This window comes from Frankia sp. Mgl5 (genome assembly GCF_023242985.1).
Taxonomy (GTDB): domain Bacteria; phylum Actinomycetota; class Actinomycetes; order Frankiales; family Frankiaceae; genus Parafrankia; species Parafrankia soli.
The window spans coordinates 16,554-38,380 of the sequence record NZ_JALKFY010000686.1; the positions used below are offsets into that span (position 1 = coordinate 16,554).

Genomic DNA, 21,827 nt, shown 5'->3' on the forward strand with positions numbered 1-21,827 from the left:
ACCGCCCCGAGAGCCGCGGCGAGTCCAGCGCGCGGGGTCGACCAGTCCGGTCGAGGGCGACCGGCCGGTCGCCAGTCGGGTGGGGTGCGGGGAGCGCGGGGTTGGGTGATCAGGGGAGGAGGAGGGCGGGGGCAAGCTCGCCGAGGATCAGCGCGGCCAGCAGGACGGTGACGGCGTTGGACTCGCGCGGGGTCAGGTCCTGCTCGCCGACATGGTCACGCCGGCCGGTGTAGCCGGCGAAATACCACTTCATCACCGTCGCACCGGCTCCGGCGATCGCGAGGACGAGGGCGCCGGTCACCGGTAGCGACCAGCCGCCCACACCGTCCAGCAGCAGGTCCTCCCAGATGAAGCCGAGAGTCGCCGGGAACCCGATCGACGTCAGCCCGAACAGCAGGAACGCGACGGCGAGCCGCGGCGTGCGGGCGAAGCAGCCACCCGGGCCGGTCAGGAGCATCGGGCCCCGCCGGGCCTCGGTCGCCGCGGCGATCATCGTCGCACCGCCCGCGGCGACGGCGCCGACCTGCCAGGCCAGGACGGCCCCCGACCGCGCCGGCTCGGACCCGATGAGAACCCCGCAGCTCACGATGCCGGAGAGCACCAGGCCGACCTGGGCCAGCGCGGACCGGACGTCCCGGGCGACGAGCCCGAGTCCGGCGCCCAGCAGGGCGGTCGCCGCGGCCGCGGCGACGACCCAGCCGCGGTCCGGCACAGCCCGTCCGACCTCGGGGAGCAGCAGAACGCCCGCGGGCCCGGCGGTGAAGGCGACGACCAGCCCGGCTGGGGCCGTCCGGGCGAAGGGCTCGAACCACAGGTGCAGTGGCAGTAGGCACTGGCGGACACCAACACCGGCCACGAGCAGCAGTGCGGCCGCTGTGCCGCCGAGCCCGTCGGCCAGGAGCAGCCCGGCGGCGCAGGCCCCGACTCCCACGAAGTGGTGCAGGACGAACAGCCGGGTCGGGCCGCGGCCGGGGGCGCGCTCACGCATTTCCCGCCACACGACGCAGGCCGAAAGCGCCCACGAGATCACAGCCGCGACCGGATCAGCCACCGCCGTCGCCGCCGCGCCGCAGGCGAGAACGAGCATGATCCGCGCGAATGTCGCCTGGTCGTGAGAGGCGACCGCCCGCGCGTCGCCACGCGTTGCGGCGGTCAGGGGTGGGGTGATCGGGGCCAGTGCGGTGGCGCCGAGACCGGCCAGGCAGGTCACGAACGGCATCCACCACCCGGATCCGGGGGCGAGCAGGCCCACCCGGTGGCCGTCGGGCCACCCGGTCCAGCGGGCGACGGCCATCGCCGCGGCGACGCCGAGGGCCGTGACGGTGACGCACCCGGCCGCGGCGGCCCGGGCGGCCCGAGGGTCCGGCGCCCGCCGCGCCGCCACCGAGCCGGCGAGCAGGAATGCGGCCGCGACGAACGGGACGACCGCGACGGTCACCAGGGCCCTCCTCCCCGGGGGCGGACGGGGCGGACATCCGCGGGGAACCGGGGCCGGTCCTCCTGGTGGCGCCAACGCGAGGCGCCGACGGCGGGCGAACCGTTCCTGGCGCGGAGGCGGTGTGTGGCGGGATCGTCGTCCCGGCGCGCCAGACCGCCCGGCCCCGGCCTCTCCGGTGCCTCCGGGCCCCGAGTCGCCTCCGGACCGTCGACCGTCTCCGGACCGTCGACCGTCTCCGCGGCGTCGGCAGTCCCTGGACCGTCGACCGCCTCCGGGGCGTCCGCCGTACCCACGACATCTCCCGCCGGATCGCCAACCGTGCCCGGGTCGTCCACAGTCTCCGGAGCGTCGGCCGTCTCCAGACCATCGACTGAACCCGGGCCGGCGACTGGGCTTCGGTCGCTCACCGAGCCCCGGTCGTCGGCCGCGCCCGGCCGATCGTGCTCGTCGGTGGCCCCGTCCGAGGGTGCGACCAACCGCGCGGTGCCCGACAGCGCGACATCCGACAGCGCGGCATCCGACGGCGCGGCGCCCGGTGCGAGGTCGTCAGCCGCCGGGCGCGGGCCCGGCAGCCAGGGCGGTGCGGACGGTTCCGCATGGCGCGAAGGCGCCCCGGGACGGGACACCGCCGGCGGTAGGGCCTGGTCGGGAAGCTTGCGCAGGTTCGGTAGCCGGGACGAGGCCGCCGGCCGGGTCACCGGCGCGGACTCCTCGGCAGGCCCGCCGTGCCCCCCCGCCCCGGGGCACGGCGGATCCTCGGCGGTCTCGGCGGTCTCGGCGATCTCGGCGGTCTCGGCGATCTCGGCGATCTCGGCGCTGCCGGCGCTCTCGGCGCTGCCGGCGCTGCCGGCGGTCTCGGCCGCGGCGGGGGCCTCCCGCAGACCCGAGGCCTCCGCCACCTCGGCGACCTCCGCACCGGCAGCAGGCTCCGCCGTCTCCCCGACGATCGGCCGGGTCGTCAGGGCGGCCTCGCCCGGGACCGCGTTGTCCGTGCCGCACGGATCAGAGCCGCACGGGTCAGGGCCGTAGAAGTCCAGGGCGTAGGAGTCGGCGCCGTAAGGCCCGGATCCGTGCCGGGCCCTGGGGTCGGCCGCGGGACGGCGCTCCGGTTCCGCGGACGCGGTCCCAGCCCCGGCCCCGGCTGGCGGCTCCTCCCGCGTGTCGGCAGGCTGCCGTGGCCGGGCCCCGACCGAGAGGTCCCCGGCGGCCCTGGCGGAGGCATCATCGGTGGGGCGGGCCGGGACGTCCTCGACGGGCTTGATCGGGCCTGTCAGTTGCCGCATCGGGGATCCCGGGGGGCGGGCCGGAGAGGGCGGGCCGGGGTCGGTGCCCCGGCCACCGATCAGGTCGGCGGCCTGTCGCTGCCAGCGGTCGATCGCCGTCAGCGCACGGGCGGCGGCTCCTCCGACTCGGCGAAGCACCACGTCTGCGTATCCCTTCTCGAACGCGTGCCGGTAGAGCCGGGGCTGCCACCGTCCCGGCGTGATCCGCCCCAGCCGCGATACGGGCACGGGGGCCTGGCCGCCCAGCGCCTGCTCCAGGCGCTGGCTGTCGCGCAGCGCGCTGGGCGAGCGCAGGATCTGCGCGCAGCGCAGCGTCGCGTGGGCGAGGATGTGCAGGACCGCCAGCGTGTGCAGCCCCAGCCCGATCTCGGCGACGATCAGCCCCACCTGGGTCATCGACCCGTAGGCGAGCGCGCTCTTGACGTCGCTCTGGGCCCGGCTGACGAGCGTCGCGTGCAGCGCCGTCAGTGCCCCGACGCAGACGAGGGCGGCGCGGACGGCCGGCGCGTGGTCCAGCATCGGCTGCGCCCGCAGCAGGAGGTAGGGGCCCAGGTGGATCGACACCGCCCCGTAGAACACGGCGCTGGACGGCGTCGGCCCCTCCATCGCCCGCGGCAGCCACCCGCCGACCGGAACCAGCGCCGACTTCCCCAGCACCGCGGTCAGCAGCAGGAAGCCCAGTATCTCCGCGTGGGCGGTGGCACCCGGTGACGACAGGACGTCGTCCCAGCTGAGGCCGTGCCTGCCGCCGTGGCCGCCGCTGTCACCGCCGGCCGTGCCGGCGAGGTGCCCGAGCCAGACCGTCGCGACGAGCAGGCCGGCGTCGCCGGCGCGGTAGGTGAGGAAGGCCCGCAGGCCGTGCCGGACGGGCCCGGGCCGTTCCACGAAGAAGGCGATGAGCAGCGCCGAGGTCAGCCCGACCAGCTCCCAGCCGAAGAAAAGCGCCGGAAGCTCGCCCGCGACCAGGGTGAGCTCCACCCCCGTCCCGAACAGGACGAGGAGGAGGTGGAAACGGGCGAATCCGGGTTCTCGGTGCAGGTAGCGCGCGGAGACGGCGCCGGTGAGCCCGATGAGGACGGCCGCGACGAGCGCGAACGGGACGGACAGCATGTCCGCCGTCAGGCTCCAGGCGAAGGTGTGGCCGTGCGCGCCGAACCACGGGCCGATGCTGGCGTCGACCGTGTCCCGGCCGGTCGCCATCAGGCCGAGGGCGAGCACCGCGCAGGCGAGGGTCGAGACGGTGAACGCGGCGGCCACGATCATGCCGATGATCCGTTCGGACCGCAGGCGGCCGAACCACATGGGCACCGCCAGCGCGGCCACCGCCGTGCCCGGCGCGGCGACGCTGGTGATCAGCGCGGCGGCGAGCAGGGGGTGGGACGGCCCGGCGGTCACTGTCCGTCCCGCCGCACGGGCAGCGGCCCGCTCGTCTGCTCCGGCAGCTCGATCGCGTCCCGCGTGGGCTGGACGGCTCCCGCGCCCGCCGCGGCCACCGTGCCCGGGCGGTCGATCACGACGTCCGGGGATTCACCGAAGGCGGCGAGCACGTGCGCCGGCGGGAGATGGTCGCGCTGGCCCGCGTAGTAGTGCTCCGAGCGGGCCACCACCGGGAAGCGCAGGTTCTCGGGCTGGTGCTGCTCGAAGGCGCCGTCGCGGTAGAGGTAGGTCTCGGGGCCGGACGGGTCCCAGGCGGCGAGCTGGATCCAGCCGCCCTCCACCAGCCCGCGCAGCGGCGGGTTCTCCCGCACGACGCGGGCCAGCCGCTCGGGCTCCGCCTCGGCGATCACCAGTAGCCGCATCGGTTCGTGGATCTCGACCGACTGCCACGGCATCCCGGTCCGCAGGTCCGAGCCGTGACCGTCCATCACGCCGACCAGGCCGGTGATGTTGTGCGGCAGCTTCGACCCGGCGCCGTACCCGATCGGGTCGATCCGGCTGAAGTAGTACTCGAGGTTGATGCCGGCGCCGACCGGGGCGGCCGACAGGAGCAGCCGGGTGAGCACGGAGCCGTCGGGGTCCGCGGTCGGGTCGTAGGAGACCAGGAAGGAGCGGCGGTCGAGGTACAGGCCCCGGGTCCGCGAGCGCCGGCCGATCACGCAGGTCGCGTTCGTGCTGTGCCCGTACTCCGGTCGTGACTGCCCGATGTCCTCCGAGCGCCCCCGCACGTGGGCGTGGGCGGTGCCGGCGGCGACGTCCGGGCCGACCGACTCGAACCGGCGGCAGCGCTCGTGCGCGTCGAGCTGGACGGCGGTCAGCAGCGCGTCCGTGGCTGCGGTGAGGGCCGGCCGCAGGTGCGCGGGCACCAGGTCGGTGTCGTAGTAGGCCAGGGAGCTGTCGCAGGTGTCGTGGTGGCCGCCGACGAACCAGGTGTCCGGGCCGATCAGGCGGCCGCGGTGGGCCAGGGCGGCGCGCACCCGCGGATGGTTGGCCATGGCGGCGAACGCGCGCGCGTTCGGGCCGCTCTGGCCGCCGCCGGTGGCGCCGCAGTCGTAGGCCGCCGCGTGCGGGTTGTTGACGCTGGACGAACCGTGCCCGATCACGAACACGACCGGGCCGAGCGGGCCGCTCATGCCGATCGTCGTGAGCAGCGTGTCGACGATCTCGGCCATCTCCTCGACGGTGAACCCGAGGCGCAGCGGCCCCGCCCCCACGCCCGGCACGAGCTCCCCCGCCTCGCCCGCCTGCGCGCCATCCCCCGCCGGTCCGGTGAACGGCGTGTGGTCCTGTGCCGCCTCGATGACGAGCCGGGTGAGCGGGCGCGCCGGCTCCCGGCGGCCGAGCATCCGCACGCCCTCGCCGGCGGCCCTGGGCGCGACCGCGCGGGCGGCCAGCGGCACCAGCTCGGCCAGCCCGGCGATGGCGGAGTACGCCGCGGCCCGCGCCGGACGGCCGCGGGCCGCCGAGATCGTGTGCTGGAGCTGGGCCTTCCTGCGCCGGGCCCGCTGGTAGGCGACCAGCTCGCCGTCGTTCACCGCGCGCTCGACGACCAGGCTCCGCGGCGTCATCGTGACCGGGCACAGCGCACGCGGGCGGACGTCGTCGAGGCCCTGGTAGGCCATGGCGACCCCGAAGTACCCCGAGGCGCCGTAGGTCCGGACCTGGGGATGGCTCTCCTCCAGGTGCCGGCGCAGCGACTCCTCCCGCTCGTCCATGCAGAACACGGCCTGGAAGTCGGGGGGCGGCACCGTCCCGGGGAAGCGCCGGTCGTGCGCCGACAGCGCGTCGAGCACCTGGGTCCGGTAGCGGCGCTCGTAGGCGAGGTGCAGCAGCCAGCGCCGCCGGCCCGCGTCGAACTCGGCGACGGCCCGCAGCCAGGCCCGCGCCCACCGGGGATGACCGAGCACCTCGGTCTCGACGTCCATCACCTGCGCGAGGACGAACGCCTCGTAGGCAAGCTCCAGGTCGCCCCCGCGAAGTTCCTGCTCACCCTGGGTGAGATCGTCCTGGACGGTGGTGCCGGTCGCGAGGACACCCTGGGCCGTGCCTGGCGCGGCAGGCGCGCCGAGCGGGCCGAGGTCCTCCGGCCGCGCGTCGGGGCCGATCAGCCGCGCCAGGACGTTGTGGGAGACGACGACCTCGAGCGTGAGCTGGACGGCGAGGTAGTCCATGAGCCGGGCGGGTGCCGGGCGCGACGGCGCCCGGTCGGGACGGCACTCGAACTGGTGGACCATCCCGGCCCAGCCGCGTAGCGAGACCAGCGTCGCGCGCACCGTGTCCGCCCAGGCGTGCACCGGCACCTGCAGCGCCCACAGCGCCCAGGCGACCGTCCGCTCGGCGGACCAGTTCATCCGGAGCTGCTGGCGCAGCTGGCCGCCGAGGCCGGCCCAGCACGCCTCCCGCGGGGCGCCGAGCGTCCCGAACAGGTGCCGGAAGGCGGCCAGCAGGCCCTTCTCCCGGTGCGGCATCTCCCAGGCGGCGACTCCCTGGTCGAGGAAGGCGGCGCAGAGCCGGATCAGCACCGGGTGGACGGCCTCGTCGGTGTCGACGCCGAACTGTTCGAGCACCTGGTCGCGGCGGCGCAGAGGCACCGGCCGCGGCGCCGGCGGCGGTGCGTGCCGGCGCAGGTCCTCCCACAGTTGCGCGAGCAGCCGGGCCCGCGGCGCCTGCAGCCGGGCCGCCCGGCTGCGCCGGGTGCGCCGCTCCGTGGTCGCGAAACGGCGCCGGCCCTGGCGGGTCAGCTCCTCCCGCCGTGCCTCGGTGACCAGCGGGTGGACGCGGTGCAGCTCACCGCCGTCGGCCAGCGCCCACAACGCCCCGGCGCCACGCGGCACGTCGATGAACAGCCCGAGCCGGGCGAGCCGGAACTCGTTCCACGTCGGCCCGCCGGGGACGACCTCGGCGTCACCGTCGAGCATTTCCTCCCCGGCCCCGCGCGGGCCCTGGTCTCCCACCGGCAGATGCCGGCCGGGGACAGCGCCCGCCCGGTCGCCGTGATGCTCGAGGACCGCGGCGAGATCGCGGGGAAGGATCCGGCCGGACGCGAGATGCGCGGCGAAGGCCTCCTCGGTCTGCAGCGCCTCCGTGCCCAGCATCGCCGAGGCGTGCTCGACCGCGCGCTGGAACGGGAGCTCCTCCAGGGCGTGCAGCGGGTTGTGATGGGAGAAGTACCCCAGTGGGGCCTGCGGCGGCAGGAGCTCGCCCGCCTCCTCCACGATCCGGGTGATCATCTCGATCTGGTCCGCGGCGTAGGCCATGTCCCCTCCCATCCCTTACCGGCGACGAATCCGGGGTTCTGTTTTTCTTTCCGAACGACCGGTTCCCCCGCCATGGCGGTGAGCACTCACATGTCTTCCAGCATCGCGACGACCGTGTCGGCCCAGCAAGCTCCCGACCGTCGTTGGGCGGGTTCACCGGATAATCCGGGCGGGTGGCCCGGCGCCCGGGAGAAGTACTTTGTTGAACGCGGTCGCGAATCCAGCGAAGACGCGCGGCCGGTTCCGCCCATCCGTGGGCCGGCCAGGCTGACCGGTGTACCGCCGGCGCCAGACCGCCTGTCCCACATCAGTATGAAGGACCCTGGCCCCCCACGGACCGCGCCGGTCATGGCGGTGGTGAGAATCACCGTGAACGCTACTCGCGGGCCTTGCCGGCCGACAGGTGGCATGAGCCTCGAATATGTCGCCGATCACCGGGGAAGGCGTTCCCCAATGCTGCCCGGCAAACACAGGACTACCTTTTCGAGCGGTGACATTGTTTACATCGTGAACACCCGGAGGCGTTCCGCCCCACGCCACGCCCGCCCCTCACCAGGGTATTTACCGGCCGACTTGTCACCCGGCCGCGCCAGGGTTCCGTCACGGGCCGCACAACCCGCCCTCGTGGGTGGGCGAGCGCCCGGCGCCTCCGTAGCCGGCGGCGGGCCGGCCCCGCGGCGCGGTGGTAGGTTTGAAATTTGGATGGACTCGGTGCCCGGGACCGCTGCTCCCGGGGACCGCTGCTCCAGGACCTTCGCCACTGTCCCGGGGACGTCCATGGCCATGGAGGAGGCCCGCGATGGGCAAGACCGCGCGGGAGTGCTCGATCGCGAACGCGCTCGCCGTCGTCGGGGAACGCTGGAGCCTGCTCGCCCTGCGGGAGGTCCTGCTCGGCGCGCGCAGGTTCGACCAGATCGTGGAGAACACCGGCGCGAGCCGGGACATCCTCGCCACCCGGCTGCGCTCGCTCGTCGCGGCGGGGGTGCTGGAGAAGCGGCAGTACAGCGAGCATCCGCCGCGTCACGAGTACGTGGCGACCGAGTCCGGCAGGGCGCTGAACACGGTGCTGCTCGGCCTCATGGACTGGGGCGACCGGTACGTGACGCCCGGTCCGCCACCGACGGTGTGGGCGCACTCCTGCGGCGCGGAGCTGCGGCCCCGGTGCGTGTGCGCGAGCTGCGGCGAGCAGGTGCGCCTCGGCGACACCACGGTCGTGCGGCTCGGCGAGGTCCGCCCGAGCCACTGACCGCCACGCGTGTCCGCCGCCCGGCGGTCTGCCGGGCGGCGGACAGCTACAGCGCTACCGGGTCAGCGACAGCGCTCCCGTCAGGCCAGGGAGGTGTCGAGCTCGCCGCGGAGCTCGTCCGGGGTGACGGTGGGCTCGAAGCGGCGGACGACCTTGCCCTCGCCGTCCACCAGGAACTTGGTGAAGTTCCACTTCACCTCGTCGGTGCCGATCGCCTCGGGCCGCGAGCGCTTGATGTGCTCGTAGAGGAAGCCCGACTCCGGCCCGAAGTCGCCGGGGGCCTCCGAGCGCAGGTAGTCGTACAGCGGGGCCGCGCCGGGGCCGTTCACCTCGATCTTGCTGAAGACGGGGAAGGTGACGTCGAAGTTCGTCGAGCAGAACTCCTGGATCTCGGCGTCGGTGCCCGGCTCCTGGCCGCCGAACTGGTTGCACGGGAAGCCGAGGATCTCCAGCCCGCGCCCCTTCAGGTCGCGGTAGAGCGCCTCCAGCCCCTCGTACTGCGGGGTCAGGCCGCACTTGCTGGCGACGTTGACGATCAGCAGCGTCTTGCCGGCGTAGTCGCGCAGGGATCGGGAGGTGCCGTCCGTCGCCTCGACGGTGAAGTCATGGACAGTCATGATCGACCTAGCTCTCGGTGGTGCGGACCCGACGACCGCAGGTCCGGCGGCGGGGACGCCGACGCGTAGCGGGAGCCGGCCGGGCAGGACCGGACACAGCCTTGGCCCGTACGGGTGGAGCCGGACGGGCCGACGCGGACGGCGCGCGGACACATCGGACGCTACCCGGCCTCCAGGGATTCTGTCACCGCCCCGGTGACAGAATCAGCCGCGGCGGTCAGCTCGACGGGGTACGCATCTGCACGAACGAGACCTCCCTGCGCGGCGCGAAGCCCAGCGCCTCGTACAGCCGGAGGGCATCGGTGTTCGACACCGAGACGTGCAGGAAGGGCTGTTCGCCCCGGGCCCGCACGCCCACGGCCACCGCCCGGACCAGCCGGCTCGCCAGGCCCTCGCCGCGATGGGCCGGATCGGTGCACACGGCGCTGATCTCCGTCCACCCCGGCAGCCGCATCCGCTGGCCGGCCATCGCCACGAGGCGCCCCCCGCGGCGGATACCCAGATAACCGCCGAGCTCGATGGTGCGCCGCGAGAACGGGCCGGGCCTGGTCCGCGCGACCAGGTCGAGCATCTCCGGGACGTCACCGGCCCGCAGCGGAACGGCCTCCGGGTCGGGCCGGTCCACCAGGTCGTCACCGAGGAACTGGAGAGCGGGCACCGCCATCGTCACCTCCCACCCGGGCGGCGGGAGCATCCGCAGGCCGGAGAAACCCAGCAGGACTCCCGGCCCGGCGAGTTCGGCCAGCTCCGCCCAGGCGCCAGGGTCGGCGCCGTCACCCACCGCCGCGAACGGCGAGATCTCGGGTGGATAGCGCGCCGCGCGAGACGTGGCGATGGCGAGATGAGCGTGCGCGCCCGCGAGTGACTCCCAGACCGGGTTGTCGAGAACCGACTCGGCGACGGTCACCGATCCCGTGGCAGGCTCCGGCAGCGCGCTCGGGCTCACGCCCGTCGGACCCATCGAACCTCCCGCCGGCGACGGGCGCGGACAGCGCGCCCGGCCGTCAGACTATGCGCCGGCTCCGAATCAGTGCGAAACACCCACCCGCTGCCGGTCCGGGCGATACCCCACGACCTGGGAACGCGACCCGGGAACACGCCCCGGGAGCACGTCCGGTGAGTACGTCACCGGCGCACCGCCGCGGCATACCGACGCCCCGCGGCATACCGACGCCGCGGCGACCGGGCCCGCCGTCGAACGGCCACCGCGGCCCCGGCGAGCGGCCGGCGAGCGGGACGCACGGAGCGGACGGCACCCCCGGAGACACCCGTCGGCGCACCCCCACCCCAACCGGGAGCCGGCGGTCGGGTGCGCCCAGGACGGCGGCACGCCCCACTGTCAGGCCACGTTCCGCTTGACAGACAGCGTGGACACGCGGCGATCTTCCGGCACAACGGCCCCTCCGAGCGTCCCCGTGCACCCGTGCGGGGGTGATCGCGGCGCCGGCACCACCGCGGGGCGGGAGCCGGGCGGCGCCCCGAGCAGGGCGATTCCCCGCCGGCACAGGATGAACCGACGCGCGACCGTCCTTAACTGAGAAGGAATTCAACAAGTATCCGCCCGGGCCACCCCGCCCGCCAAAAGTGTCGCCGCAATTGCCACAAGCGACCCGTGACGCCCCGAACCGGGCGGCAGCAATGCCAGGCTGTCAACTCTTCAAGCACCCGGAATCCTTCCCTCCGGGCGACCGAACGGGATTCCAGCAAAACAGCGACAAACCTTACACACTACAGATGAACAACAGTAACACTCCGATACCACTTACGGCTATCGCCCGACAGCGCCGTCCCGCGCCTGGCGCGCGACCCGTCCGAGGTGTCCCTAGCATGTGCGACGCGCATATGACCTGCACTGATGGTTCAGCTTCGGCCCGGGGGCGACCCCGGGCGCGGACGCGGATCACGGCGCAGGGCGGCGACGGCGAGGGGGCGAAGATCGACGTGGTCAGTACGGCCGGCGGCGCGACCCACACCGGTGCTCCCACGCACCGGGAATCACGGTCGCGCGACCGGGGGGACGTATTCCGCCGCAACGGCACGAACAGTTCAGAAAAAGGCCGGGAGGGGGTCCCAGCCGTACCTTTTCAGGATTACCGAGAAGTATCCGAGAACTCTTCCCGACAGACGACTCCGACCATGATCTTCCCGTGGGACGTTGGATTTTCCGTGGTCCCTCCCGACCGCGGCAGGCCGGCCCTGGCCCACCGACCACCGACGACGAGGACCTGATCGATGTCAGAACACGCAATCGCTCGTCATCAGGTACAGCGACCAGCGACGGCCCGGGACCTGATCGTGCCGCCGGCCGCGGCCGTGCTCGTCGTCATGGTCATCGGCCTGGTCGCGGCGGCCGTGTCGCCCGCCGAGGGCCGCGGCGCGATCCTGTTCTGCGTCTCGGTCGCCGCGCTGCTCGTCGGCTTCGCCAGCACCGTGGCCGTCCGCAACCGGCAGACCGTGCGGGAGCTGCGCGGCCGGGTCGTCTCCCTGGAGACGCGCGCCAGCCGCTCGGCCGCCCAGACCGAACGGCTCGCCCGCGAGGTCCTCCCCGCGGTGGTGGAACGCCTGCGCGAGGGGTCGTCCGTCCAGACGGCGCTCGGGGAGGCCCCGCGCGGCACCGAGGGCACGCACCAGCACATCCTGCGCACCGTCGCGGAGGAGGTCAGCCGCGGGGAACGGATGCGCGGCGCGGCCATGGCGGCCTGCGCGAACGCGGCCGGCCGGATGCAGGCGCTGAGCACCAGCATGCTCGCCGACCTGCGGGCCATGGAGGAACGGCACAGCGAGGAGGTCCTCGGCGACCTGCTCCGGCTCGACCACCTCACCGCCCAGGCCGGCCGGCTCGCGGACAGCATCGCCGTGCTCACCGGCGGGCGCTCCGGGCGCCGGTGGACGAAGCCGATCGTGATGGAGAGCCTCCTGCGGGGCTCCATGGGACGGATCAGCGCCTACCAGCGGGTCCGCCTGCACTCGGTGAGCGCGGTCGCGGTGGTCGGCTACGCCGCCGAGGGCATCATGCACGCCCTCGCCGAGCTGATGGACAACGCGACCAGCTTCTCCCCGCCGTCCGAGGAGGTGCACGTCTACGTCGAGGAGGTGCAGGCCGGGGTCGTCATCACCATCGAGGACGGCGGCCTCGTCATGGGGCCGGCCGCCCTCGAGCGGGCCGAGCGCGCGGTGTCGGCGGAGGCCCTCGACCTGACCACGCTGTCCGGGACGCGGCTCGGCCTGGCGGTGGTCGGCGTCCTCGCCCGCAAGCACGGCCTGACGGTGTCCTTCCGGCCGTCCTCGCGCGGCGGCACCGGGGTCGTCGTCATGATCCCGCGCCAGCTCATCACCGCGCCGAGGTCGGTTGTCGCCCCGCCGGCGGTCGCCGACTCCGCGGACACGGTCACCGCCGGGCTGCCCACGGTCGTGCCGTCCAGGCTGCCCGCGCTCCTCCCCCCCGGGGCGAACGCGACGAGCGCGGGGACCACGGGCAAGGTGGGGAGCGCGGCGGGCGCTGCCACGGCGCGAATCGCGGTCGACCCGGTCACCGAGTTCATCTCGCTGCCCCAGCGGACGCCGGAGCACCCCGCACGGCTCGACGCCGGCCACGCCGCGCGGCTCGACGCCGGCCACGCCGCCGCCTCGGCGCGCGCGGCCGGGGCGGCCCGCGAGGCGGCGCCGGACGCGACCACGGTCGCGAGCGCCGTCCCGAGCCCGGAGCTGGCCGCGGACGCCGACGGGAGCACCGACGAGGCGGGCGCTCCGCCGCTGCTGACCCTGCCCAAGCGTGAGCGCGGGCAGTCCCTCGCGGCGAGCGCACGCGCCGCGGCCCTGCTCGCCGCGCCGCCGCGCACCCACCGGCCACGCCGCAACTCCAGCGCGAACTTCGCCGCCTTCCGCCGGGCGATGCGCGCCGCCGGAACCAGCCACGTCCGGCCCGCCGGGCCGGCGCCCGGACGCGCGGGCGCGCTGGTCACGGCAGCCGCCACCGGCACCACGGCCAGCCCGTCGGCAGCCCTCGGGGACGCGGACGTCCCCGAGGGCACCGGCGAGCCGGACCAGCAGGACACGTGACCTACCAGCGCCGCGTCACGACGAGCGTCCCGCATGACGACCAGCGCCCTGCATGACGACCAGCACAGCACTGGACGACCTGATTGGAGGCAGGGGCACGACCGGATGGGACCCACCCGCCCGGCGCCCCGCGATCCCGATGAACACCACTGAGCGCGATCTCGACTGGCTGCTGGAAAACCTCCTCGCCCGCACCCCGGGGACCCGCCACGCCCTGGTGCTCTCCAGGGATGGGCTCAAGCTGTGCCGCTCGTCCGGACTGAGCATCGACCAGGCCGACCAACTGTCCGCGATCGCTTCGGGGATCCAGAGCCTCGCGCACGGCGCGTCGATCGAGTTCGGGGACGGCACCGGCGGCGTGCGGCAGTCGATGACCGAGTACCACGGCGGGCTGCTGTTCATCGTCGACGCCGGCCAGGGCGCGCACCTCGCGGTGATCGCCACCGACGACGCCGACGCCGGCATCATCGGCCACAACATGAGCGAGCTCGTCGAACAGATCGGCGAGTACCTGAGCGCGGCGCCGCGCGATCCCGTCCAGCCCGCGCTACTGCCATGATCCGTCGGCTCGTCGACAGCGAGGACCCGGACCGCCTCTACACCGTCACCGGCGGCCGCAGCCGGGCCGGAGACACCGCCTTCGACCTCGTCACGCTCGTCACGAGCAGGAGCGAGCCGACGCCCGGGATGCAGTCCGAACACGTCCGGATCCTGCGGGTCTGCCGCGCGCCGACCGCGGTGGTCGAGCTCTCGGCGGACCTGAAGCTGCCGGTGAGCATCGTGAAGATCCTGCTGTCCGATCTGCTCGAGCGGGGCCGGATCTCGGCACGCCACCCCTCGACCCCGAACGACCCCTCGCAACTGCCCGATCCCGCGTTCCTGAAGCAGGTGCTCGTTGGACTCCAGAAGCTCTGAGCCCGCCGCCCGGCCGCCGCTGCAGACCACGGCCCGGGACGGCGTCAAGATCGTGATCGTCGGTGGTTTCGGTGTGGGCAAGACCACGATGGTCCGTTCGGTCAGCGAGATCCGGCCGCTGAGCACGGAGGAGGTGATGACCGAGGCCGGCGTCGGCATCGACGACAACGGCGACGTCCTCGAGAAGAACACGACCACGGTCGCGTTCGACTTCGGACGGATCAGTCTCGACGCCGAGATGGTGCTCTACCTGTTCGGCGCCCCCGGCCAGGAACGGTTCTGGTTCCTGTGGGAGCGGCTGTTCGCGGGGACGCTCGGGGCGGTGGTGCTCGTCGACACCCGGCGGGTCGCCGACTCGTGGTACGCGATCGACCGGCTCGAGCACCACCGGATGCCCTTCATCGTGGCGCGGAACAACTTCGGCTCCCCCGAGCACTCGCTGGAGGACCTGCGCGAGGCGCTCTCGCTGTCACCCGACATCCCCGTGATCGACTGCGACGCCCGGGCCCGGTCGTCCAGCAAGGACGTGCTGATCACCCTCGTGCGCCACCTCTGCGAGCTGTCCGCGGCGCGCGAGGAGCGCGAGGCGGAGGCGTCGTGACGACCGCCCGCGAGCCGGCGCGCGAGTCATTCCGCGGGTCGGCCCGTGAGCTGGCCCGCGAGTCGGCACGCGAGCCGGCCGGCGCGGCGCGGGAGCGGCCGCCCGGCGGCCGGACCCCGCCCTGCCACCTGGGCGAGGCGCAGTTCCAGGGTGGGCCGGCGCGGGCCTACCGCGACCTGCGCCGGGAGCACGGCGCCGTCGCGCCCGTGCTGCTCGACGGCGGCCTGCCGGCCTGGCTGGTCCTCGGCTACCGGGAGCTGCACTACGTCCTGAGCCATCCGGAGATCTTCGCCCGTGACCCGCGTCACTGGGCCGGCTGGGACGACGTCCCGCCCGACTGGGCCGCCCTGCCCGGTGTCGGACACCGCCCGTCCGTGCTCCGCGCCGAGGGGGCGGAGCACCGGCGGCGCTACACCGCCATCCAGGACGTCCTCGGCGCGGTGGATCTCTTCGAGCTCCGGGCCCGCGCCGAGGAGATCACCGACGACGTGATCGACGCCTTCGCCGGGCGCGGGGAGACCGACCTGATCGACTCGTTCGCGCACCGGGTGCCCGCCCTCGTCCTGGCGTCGCTGTGCGGGCCGCCCGAGGTCGACACCGCTGGCCTGGTACACGACCTGATCGTCCTGATCGACGACGGCCCGGACGCGGCCGAGAGCCACCAGCGGGTCCTGGACCGGCTGCGGTGGCTGCTCGCCGACCGGCGCGAGCATCCCGACGACGACATCGTCTCGCGCCTGATCGCCCACCCGGCCGGGCTCGCCGACGAGGAGGTCGTCGAGGACCTCGCCGTGGTGTTCGGGTTCGGCGCGCGCGCCGTGGCCGGCTGGATCGGCAACTCGCTGCGCCTGCTGCTCACCGACGGGTCGTTCGCCCTCGACCTGTCCGGCGGACGGCGCAGCGTCATGCAGGCACTGAACCAGGTCCTGTGGGAGGACACGCCGATGCAGGTCGTCGCCGGGCGGTGGGCGACCCGCAACACCCAGCTCGGCGGGCAGCGCATCGAGGCCGGCGACATGATCGCGCTCGGGCTCGGGGCCGGCAACGCCGATCCGCAGGTCCGCCGCGGCCACGCCCCGGACACCCAGACGGGCGCGGGGACCAGCGCCAACAGCGCCCACCTGTCCTTCGGCCACGGCGAGCACCGCTGCCCGTACCCCGCGCAGGAGATCGCCGAGGTCGTCACCCGGACCGCGGTCGAGGCACTCCTCGACCGCCTGCCCAACATGTGGATCGCCGTCCCGGCCGATGCCCTCGGCTGGCGGCGGACCGCGTGGAACCGCGCTCTGACGGCGTTGCCGGTCCGGTTCAGTCCCGTGTGAGGACCGCGACAGGCCGCACCGCGCGGCACCACGCTGACCCGGAGGCCGGAGACAGCACATGACCCATCCCAACCCCCGCCAGCTCGGCACGTGCGCGAGCGGCATGCCCCGCGCGTTCGGCGCCGTCCGCCAGCTCGGCGCGCTGCGCCAGTACGGCGCGTCCTGCCCGGCACCGACCACCCGCCGCGGCGGGCCCGAGGACACCCCGTCCGGCGAGCCCGTGCCCGGACCATCCAGCGGCCCGCCGAGCGGACCGCGCGGCGGGCCGGTGCGCGGCGCGGCGGGCGCCCACCCGCCGGCCCGGCCGGATCTCGACGCGCGCTGGCCGGCGCACGCCACCGCCGTCCGGCTACCGGCCGACGGCCCCGGGGACGACCGCGCCGCGTTCTACCGGCGTATCCGCGACGAGCATGGCCCGGTCGCCCCGGTCCTGCTCGAGGGGGACGTCCCGGCCTGGCTGGTGCTCGGCTACCGCGAGGTCGTCTACGTCGCCGGCACCCCGGCCCTGTTCGGCCGGGACTGCCGGATCTGGAACGCCTGGGATCTCGTCCCGCCGGCCTGGCCACTGCAGTCGATGGTCGGCCAGCGGCCGTCGCTGCGCGCCCTCGACGGGCCCGCCCACGCCCGCCGGCTGGGCGCCGTCGGCGACGTGCTGGGCATGTTCGAGCCGCACGGCCTGCGGGCGCGGGCGGCCAGCGGCGCCGACGCCCTGATCGACGCGATGGCCGGCGACGGCCGCGCCGAGCTCATGACCCAGTACGCCAGCCCGCTGCCGGCGATGGTCGCGGCCGGGATGTGGGGGCTGCCCGACACCGACCTGACCGCGCTCGCCCGGGATCTGACCCTGCTCGTCAGCGGCGGGGCGGGGGCCCGCGACGCGCGTCGGCGGGCCCACGCGATGCTCACCCGGGTGGTCCGGCGCCGCCGCGCGCAACCGGGCGACGACGCGGTGTCGGCGCTGCTCACCCATCCGGCCGGCCTGCGCGACGACGAGGTCGTCGAGGACGTCATGGCGACCCTGATCGCCGGCCAGGCGCCGACCGCGGACTGGATCGGGAACACGCTGCGGCTGATGCTGACCGACCCCCGGTTCGCCACCGACCTCGCCGGCGGGCGGCTCAGCGCGGGGGACGCGATGGCCGAGGTGCTGTGGGCGGACCCGCCGATCCAGAACCTCGTCGCGCGGTGGGCCCGGCGCGACGTCCGGCTCGGCGGGCGCTGGATCCGCGCGGGCGACCTGCTCATCTTCGGCCTGTCGGCCGCGAACTCCGATCCGTGGGCGCGTCCCCAGCCCTCCGGGCGCCCGTCGGGCAACCACGCCCACCTGGCGTTCGGCCACGGCGAGCACCGCTGCCCCTTCCCCGCCCAGATGACGGCCGAGACGATCGCGACCACCGCGATCGAGGTGCTCCTGGACCGCCTCCCCGATCTCGAACTCGCCGTGGAGCCGCGGGACCTGCGCTGGCGCCCGTCGGTGTGGACGCGTGGGGTCGCCGCGCTCCCGGTGCGTTTCACGCCCCCCTGAGCGGCCCCGGCCAGGGCGCGTCCGCCCCGCCACCTGTCCCGGGGATCGGCGGGCGCGGCATCCCGACGGCGTCCAGGATCCCGGTCACCTCCGCCAGCACGTCCGCGGCCGGCGCGTCCGCGTCGATGACGACGCAGTCGACGCCGGACATCACCTCGTCGTAGCGCGCGCACGCCTCGACGGCCTCCCGCAGGGCCGCGGCCTCGTCCACCCGGCCCGCGGACTCCCCGCCCGCTGAGGCCGACCCCCCCGACCCCTGCCCCGCTGAAGCCTGTCCCGCCGGCCCATGCCCCGCTGTGGCCTGCCCTGCCGACGCCCGGCGTGCCAGCCGCGCGGCCGCCACCTCGGGCGAGACGCGCAGATAGAGCACGAGGTCGGGAACGGGCACGTACGAGGCGATCTGCAGGTACCACTCGGTGTACTCGCCGAGGTCCCCGCAGTAGACCTCCCAGGTCTGGATCCAGCGGTCGGCCACCACCAGGTCAAACCCCGCCAGGAACTCCTCCAGGTACCGGAACTGGACGGCGGCCTCGATCAGGCGAGCGGCGTGGACGAGATTCGCCGGGACCGCGCCGAGCGGCTCACCGAGGGTGCTCAGCCGCCGCATCAGGTCCCGGAGCACCGCGTCGGTCTGCGACGCCAGGTGCAGGTGCAGCGCCGCCGGTGCCGCGGTCAGCCGTCGCACCAGGGCGAGTTTGCCCGCTCCGGCCGGGCCTTCGACGGCCAGCAGAGCGTAGGGACGCGCCGGCGCGGCGCCGAAGGTGAAGACGTCGCTGGCCAAGAGCATCCCGACCGGATCGGCTGCCGGCTGCCGCCCGACGCGGACGCGGACCGGCGCGGCAGAGTTCGTCGACGGCGCACCGAGCTCGATGGGCACCGAACCAGCTGGCGCACCGAGCAGGGAGCGAATCACCGCCGCGGATGGTCCCGCGGCGAGCTGTGCCCCTCCGATTCTGGTACCAGCCGGGCGAACCGGCAATAGCCGGCAGCCGCGTTTACGACGTCGTAACACTCCGGTGGGCCCCGCTCACCCGAGCGGCGGACGCGCCCGCCGCCGGCGATCTACAGTTCGGGCATGAGCCGGAAAGATCCACTGCTTGTGGCCGTGGAGGGTGTCGACGGAGCCGGGAAGACCACGCTCATCCGCGGCCTGGAGACGGTGCTGCGCCCGCTGCGCGGAACCCGGCCGGCGCGCGTGTGCGTGGAGATCTTCCGTGCGATCGCCGAACCCGACGACACCGTCCTGCACCAGGCGGTCATCCCCGGCCCGGTGCGGCGGCTGGCCCACCTGATCGAGCTCTCCGCCCAACTGCGCTACCGCACCGGCCCGGACGGACGTCCCGACCTGCTGTTCGACCGGTGGATCCAGTCGTCGGAGGTGCACTGCGGCCCCTACGGGGAGCAGCACCGGCCGTGGCTCGAGCACATGGAGGATCTGCTCCCCCGCCCCGACCCGCTGCTGTGGCTGCGCGTACCGCCCGCACTCGCCTACGAGCGGATGGTCGCCCGCGGCGACCGCCGCACCCGGGCCTTCACCCCGGCGGCGCTGCGCGCCCACCTCGTCGAGCAGGCCGACGGCTACGAGAAGATCATGGCCCAGGCCGACAACGTCGTCGAGCTGGACGGGACGCAGTCCCGGGAGAGGCTGCTCGACCAGGCGGCATCGGCGATCGAGGCCGTCGCCGCGCGGGCCGGCGGGGCCGCGGGGGCCCACGGGGCCGCCACCGCCCCGAACGTGCTTCAGGGCCCGTGGGATGTTCCCCACGGGCCCTGAAGCCGTCACCTACCTACGGCCTACTCGCGGCCGAACTGCTCCCGCAGGCGCCGCAGCGCCTCCTCGTCGATCGCCGAAGCGGGCTGCTCCGACTGCGAGGTGTAGGAGGACGGTGCCGCCGCGGCGGCGTCGGCCTCCTGCGCGGCCCGGATCTGGGCCTGGTGGGCCTCGAACCGGGTCTGGGCCTCTGCGTACTGCCGCTCCCACTCGGCCTGCTGCTCCTCGAAGCCCGGCAGCCACTCGCCGGTCTCGGGGTCGAAGCCCTCGGGGTACACGTAGTTGCCCTGCTCGTCGTACTTGGCTTCCATGCCGTACTGGCTCGGGTCGAACGAGTCGCCCTCAGCCACCAGCGAGGAGGCCTCGTTCGCCTGCTTGAGCGAGAGGCTGATGCGGCGCCGGTCGAGGTCGATGTCGATGACCTTGACCAGGATCTCGTCGCCGACATTGACGACCTGCTCGGGGATCTCGACGTGGCGCTCGGCCAGCTCCGAGATGTGCACCAGGCCCTCGATGCCCTCGTCCACGCGGACGAACGCACCGAACGGCACGAGCTTGGTGACCCGACCGGGTACGACCTGGCCGATCGCGTGCGTCCGGGCGAACTGACGCCACGGGTCCTCCTGCGTCGCCTTCAGCGACAGGGAGACCCGCTCGCGGTCCAGGTCGACGTCGAGAACCTCGACGGTGACCTCCTGGCCGACCTCGACCACCTCGGACGGGTGGTCGATGTGCTTCCAGGACAGCTCGGACACGTGCACGAGGCCGTCGACGCCACCCAGGTCCACGAAGGCACCGAAGTTGACGATGGAGCTGACCACGCCCTTGCGGATCTGACCCTTGGCGAGCTGGGCGAGGAACTCCGACCGCACCTCGCTCTGGGTCTGCTCCAGCCAGGCGCGGCGAGACAGAACCACGTTGTTGCGGTTCTTGTCCAGCTCAATGATCTTGGCTTCGAGCTCACGGCCCACGTAGGGCTGGAGGTCGCGGACCCGGCGCATCTCCACGAGGGAGGCGGGAAGGAAGCCGCGCAGGCCGATGTCGAGGATGAGACCACCCTTGACGACCTCGATGACGGTGCCGGTGACGACGCCGTCCTCCTCCTTGAGCTTCTCGATCGTGCCCCAGGCGCGCTCGTACTGCGCACGCTTCTTGGACAGGATCAGACGGCCTTCCTTGTCCTCCTTCTGGAGGACAAGGGCCTCGACGTGGTCGCCGACCGTGACGACCTCGTGCGGATCGACATCATGCTTGATCGAGAGCTCCCGCGACGGGATGACACCCTCGGTCTTGTAACCGATGTCGAGCAGCACCTCGTCGCGGTCCACCTTGACGATGATGCCGTCGACGATGTCGCCGTCGTTGAAGAACTTGATCGTCTTGTCGACCGCGGCGAGGAAATCCTCCGCCGAGCCGATGTCGTTGACCGCAACCTGTGGTGTGGTCGGGCTGTGCGAGGTGGTCACGGTCTCCACGGGTCGTACGTCGGTGGTGCTCGTCAAGGGGTCGGCTCCGACTGGGAATCGTCCAAAGCGCGAGGGCCGGATCGAACCGCCGGGACGGAGGGACAGGCACCGAACGCAAGAACGACACTGTCAGAACCGATAACGACTGCTCGAGTGGATCCGCTCGGTCTGAGACCCACGAACCCTCGTGCAACTCCCAAGTCTAGGGAGCGGTGTCCCACGAGGTCAACGGGAGGGCACACAGACTCGGAGCCAGTCCTGCCGAACCCCTCACCCTGTGGGGCTTTCATAGTACGAAAAGTCACCAGCCATCGTCCCGCCCGCCGTCGAGAATGTGGCCCAGTCGGCTCTCGGCGGCGCCGTCCGGGCCGGGCCCGCCAGGCCCGTCGGCCGGCTCCCGGCCGGGTCGCCGGGCGCGGTCGCCGGCCGGGCGCCGCGGGGCGGGGGTGGCCGGTGGCGGCTACGCGGAGCCGCCGGGACCTGGTACCCCACGCTCCCGCGCCCCGCGGCCCGGCTCCGCGCGCGGACGGGGAGCCGGGCCGGGCGACCGGTCCGCCGCCGGGGCACCCGGGCGCGTGCCGGGTCCGCCACCGGAGCCGGCACCGGGCGCCCGGCCGGTCCGCAGCGGCATCGTCCGCGCCGACTCGCCGTCGGGGGCGCCGTCGGCTCCCTGGTGTCCGCCAGCGGCTCCGTGGTGTCCGCTACCGGACAGTTCCTGGCGCCACCTCTCGTCCACCTGGGACTCCACCAACCATCGCTCGTCGGTGCCGGCCGGCGCCCCCGCGCCCGGCCGGCCCCGCGCGGCGCGGCCCCCCCGCCCCCGCCCGGGGCCCGCCGGCCCCCCCCCGGGCCCCCCCCCCCCCCCCCGGCTTCCCGGGCCGTACCCCCCG

15 protein-coding genes are annotated in these 21,827 nt (G+C 74.1%); 8 read left to right on the plus strand and 7 right to left on the minus strand.

Going from position 1 to position 21,827, the window contains the following annotated elements; all coding sequences use genetic code 11:
• Positions 1-109: 109 nt before the first annotated feature.
• From MXD62_RS25355 to MXD62_RS25365, 3 genes are read right to left on the minus strand one after another with little or no spacing between them, the layout of a single operon-like run.
• Complete coding sequence (locus tag MXD62_RS25355; protein WP_248831938.1) at positions 110-1,438, minus strand: proton-conducting transporter membrane subunit; 1,329 nt, start codon at positions 1,436-1,438, stop codon at positions 110-112.
• Complete coding sequence (locus tag MXD62_RS25360; protein ID WP_248831939.1) at positions 1,435-4,116, minus strand: proton-conducting transporter membrane subunit; 2,682 nt, start codon at positions 4,114-4,116, stop codon at positions 1,435-1,437. Before MXD62_RS25360 ends, MXD62_RS25355 begins: the two co-directional genes overlap by 4 nt.
• Positions 4,113-7,415, minus strand: a complete 3,303-nt coding sequence (locus MXD62_RS25365; protein ID WP_248831940.1) for a DUF2309 domain-containing protein — start codon at positions 7,413-7,415, stop codon at positions 4,113-4,115. The genes MXD62_RS25360 and MXD62_RS25365 overlap by 4 nt, the downstream gene beginning before the upstream one ends.
• 799 nt (positions 7,416-8,214) lie before the next feature.
• Between MXD62_RS25365 and MXD62_RS25370 the strand changes: the two genes are divergently transcribed.
• Entirely contained in the window at positions 8,215-8,661 is a 447-nt protein-coding gene (locus MXD62_RS25370; RefSeq protein WP_071061011.1) for a helix-turn-helix domain-containing protein, read from the plus strand.
• An 80-nt stretch (positions 8,662-8,741) separates the two neighbouring features.
• On the opposite strand, the gene MXD62_RS25375 is transcribed toward MXD62_RS25370, so the two are convergent.
• Entirely contained in the window at positions 8,742-9,278 is a 537-nt protein-coding gene (locus MXD62_RS25375) for a glutathione peroxidase (protein ID WP_020462948.1), read from the minus strand.
• 217 nt (positions 9,279-9,495) lie between these two features.
• Positions 9,496-10,239, minus strand: coding sequence for a GNAT family N-acetyltransferase (locus MXD62_RS25380; protein ID WP_198541216.1), 744 nt, complete (start codon positions 10,237-10,239; stop codon positions 9,496-9,498).
• A 1,271-nt stretch (positions 10,240-11,510) separates the two neighbouring features.
• Between MXD62_RS25380 and MXD62_RS25385 the strand changes: the two genes are divergently transcribed.
• The 6 genes from MXD62_RS25385 (at position 11,511) to MXD62_RS25410 (ending at position 17,700) form a co-directional block, all read left to right on the plus strand.
• Entirely contained in the window at positions 11,511-13,337 is a 1,827-nt protein-coding gene (locus MXD62_RS25385; RefSeq protein WP_248831941.1) for an ATP-binding protein, read from the plus strand.
• A 139-nt stretch (positions 13,338-13,476) separates the two neighbouring features.
• On the plus strand, positions 13,477-13,896 hold the full coding sequence (locus MXD62_RS25390) for a roadblock/LC7 domain-containing protein (RefSeq protein WP_041256585.1): 420 nt from the start codon (positions 13,477-13,479) through the stop codon (positions 13,894-13,896).
• Entirely contained in the window at positions 13,893-14,252 is a 360-nt protein-coding gene (locus MXD62_RS25395) for a DUF742 domain-containing protein (protein WP_041254845.1), read from the plus strand. The genes MXD62_RS25390 and MXD62_RS25395 overlap by 4 nt, the downstream gene beginning before the upstream one ends.
• Positions 14,233-14,853 carry an ATP/GTP-binding protein gene (locus MXD62_RS25400; RefSeq protein WP_020462952.1) on the plus strand — a complete coding sequence of 207 codons (621 nt, stop codon included), beginning with the start codon at positions 14,233-14,235 and terminating at the stop codon, positions 14,851-14,853. The genes MXD62_RS25395 and MXD62_RS25400 overlap by 20 nt, the downstream gene beginning before the upstream one ends.
• Entirely contained in the window at positions 14,850-16,175 is a 1,326-nt protein-coding gene (locus MXD62_RS25405; RefSeq protein WP_248831942.1) for a cytochrome P450, read from the plus strand. The genes MXD62_RS25400 and MXD62_RS25405 overlap by 4 nt, the downstream gene beginning before the upstream one ends.
• Positions 16,176-16,233: 58 nt before the next feature.
• Entirely contained in the window at positions 16,234-17,700 is a 1,467-nt protein-coding gene (locus MXD62_RS25410) for a cytochrome P450 (RefSeq protein ID WP_248831943.1), read from the plus strand.
• On the opposite strand, the gene MXD62_RS39390 is transcribed toward MXD62_RS25410, so the two are convergent.
• A complete protein-coding gene (locus MXD62_RS39390; protein ID WP_308301323.1) occupies positions 17,687-18,613 on the minus strand; it encodes a hypothetical protein in 927 nt (308 codons plus the stop codon). The two genes, MXD62_RS25410 and MXD62_RS39390, sit on opposite strands and share 14 nt — an antisense overlap.
• A 162-nt stretch (positions 18,614-18,775) precedes the next feature.
• On the opposite strand from MXD62_RS39390, the gene MXD62_RS25420 reads away from it, so the two are divergent.
• Complete coding sequence (locus tag MXD62_RS25420) at positions 18,776-19,474, plus strand: thymidylate kinase (protein ID WP_248831944.1); 699 nt, start codon at positions 18,776-18,778, stop codon at positions 19,472-19,474.
• A gap of 20 nt (positions 19,475-19,494) precedes the next feature.
• Here the strand turns inward: MXD62_RS25420 and rpsA are convergent, their stop codons facing one another.
• Positions 19,495-20,973: a 30S ribosomal protein S1 gene (gene rpsA, locus MXD62_RS25425; RefSeq protein WP_248831945.1), complete on the minus strand. Its 1,479-nt coding sequence runs from the start codon at positions 20,971-20,973 to the stop codon at positions 19,495-19,497.
• Between the last annotated feature and the right edge of the window lie 854 nt (positions 20,974-21,827).